The sequence below is a fragment of the Treponema sp. UBA785 genome, from assembly GCF_002297065.1.
Taxonomy (GTDB): Bacteria; Spirochaetota; Spirochaetia; order Treponematales; family Treponemataceae; genus Treponema_D.
In genome coordinates, this window is sequence record NZ_DBJD01000100.1 from 4,708 (window position 1) to 6,486 (window position 1,779).

The following is a 1,779-nucleotide window of genomic DNA, read 5'->3' on the forward strand; positions in this document are numbered from 1 at the left end:
CGAAACAACTTAAAAAGTCAAGATTAAAATTGAAGTTTTAATCTTGGCTTTTTTTAGGAGCAAATCAAATGAAAAAAATTGTAAAAATAGCGGCAGTTTTTACGGCTTTAGCTTTGCTGGGAACAGGTTTTATTTCTTGTTCTGACGGAGACGATTCTTCTTCTGACAACAGCGGAAGCCAGAATCTGGCAACTCCCGAAAATCCAGGCGATTCGACGCCATCTGAGTACGATGATTCGGCACTTTCTGCGGCGACTTTATGGGTTGTTGGTGACTCGACTGTTTGTGATTATGTAAAAGATGGAAAACATACTGACGCAACATATTTTTATCCGCGTTATGGTTATGGAACTCAGTTGGCAAACAACTTGTCGTCTAAGATTACAGTAAGAAATCTAGCTCTTTCTGGCCGTTCTGCAAAAAGTTTTCTTACGGAAGAAAATTACCAGACTTTGATTGCTGAAATTAAGGATGGCGATTTTCTTGTAATTGGGTTTGGCCACAACGATCAAAAATCTGATGACGAAGACCGTTTTGCAAGCGCCGCTGAATCGACAGATACAGAAGGTTCTTTTAAAAATATTCTTTTTAATAAATATATAAAGGTTGTACAGGAAAAAGGCGCAACACCGATTATTTGTTCTCCAATTGTTCGTCTGAGTTCTTCAAACGATTATTTGGGTTCTTATGCCCATATAACTGCTTCGGGGGATTACAGAAAAGCAGCGGAAGAACTTGCAAAAGAAAAATCTGTTCAGTTTGTAGATTTGACGACAATGACAAAAGAAAAATACAAAGAACTTGGCTATGATGAAGCGATTTATTTTCATGCAATGGCTCAAGGAAGTTCTGCCGATTTGCCAAACTTAAAATCAGTTGATGAAACACATATCAATATTTATGGCGCAAAAATGGTTTCGTATTTTTTTGCCATGACAATTTCTCAAAGTTCATGTGCATTAAAACCTTATGTAAAATCAACTTATCTTCCTTCAAAGGATAAAGATCTTGTAAAAAATCCAGACTATGTATTTGTTGATTATGCTGCTCCGGATTTATCAAAATTAAATTCTGTAGAAAATTTAAAGTGTACGTCTGAAGGCTGGTATGGAACTGCTTTTGGCGATTGCGGAGGAGATCCTTCTGCTGCTTCAAATGGATTTTTTGCACAGGAAACTTCAGCAGGAGTTTTTAAGGTTGGCCAGACAGGGACGGCCTCGCCAAAAGGAAAAATAACTTCTTCGGCAGACGGTTTTGCTTTTGCTTTTAAACAGATTCCTGTAAGCAAAAACTTTACGCTTACTGTAAAAGCAAAAGTTTTAGTATCGGTGGCTGGTAAAAATCAGGCGGGCTTTGGTTTAATGCTTCGCGACGACTGCTATGCTCCAAACAAAATTGCGGTAAGCTCAAACTATGTATCTGCAGGACTTTATGCAGATTCTGCAAGTTCTTGTATTGCAAACTGGAAGAGAGAATCTGGTTCTTTAAAAGTTTCTGAAAACAAAATTTCGGCTCTTTATAATAACGACGAAACCGCAGAATTTTCAATTGAAAGAGTTGGCCAGGTTGTAAAAGTTAAGACTGTTTATAAAGGCAATGCTTACGAAACCACTTACACGGATTTTGATTTTGTGGCAAAAGATTCTGATTACTTTTATGCAGGCATGTTTGGAACTCGTGGAACTTGTGTGGAATTTACCGATGTTGTCTTGACAATAACTGGCGAATCTCAAGGCGCATAAGGCTCGAATTTATTTTGGAGCGCAATTTGCGGTCAAT

1 protein-coding gene is annotated in these 1,779 nt (G+C 37.9%); it reads left to right on the forward strand.

The annotated features are described in order from the left end of the window. The first annotated feature begins 68 nt into the window (after positions 1–68). Positions 69–1,742 carry a GDSL-type esterase/lipase family protein gene (locus B2X33_RS09360; protein WP_296669215.1) on the forward strand — a complete coding sequence of 558 codons (1,674 nt, stop codon included), beginning with the start codon at positions 69–71 and terminating at the stop codon, positions 1,740–1,742. Positions 1,743–1,779 lie beyond the last annotated feature (37 nt).

Excerpts from the sequence above, each read along its gene's own strand:
- B2X33_RS09360 (WP_296669215.1), top strand. The coding sequence starts at position 69 with ATGAAAAAAATTGTAAAAATAGCGGCAGTTTTTACGGCTTTAGCTTTG.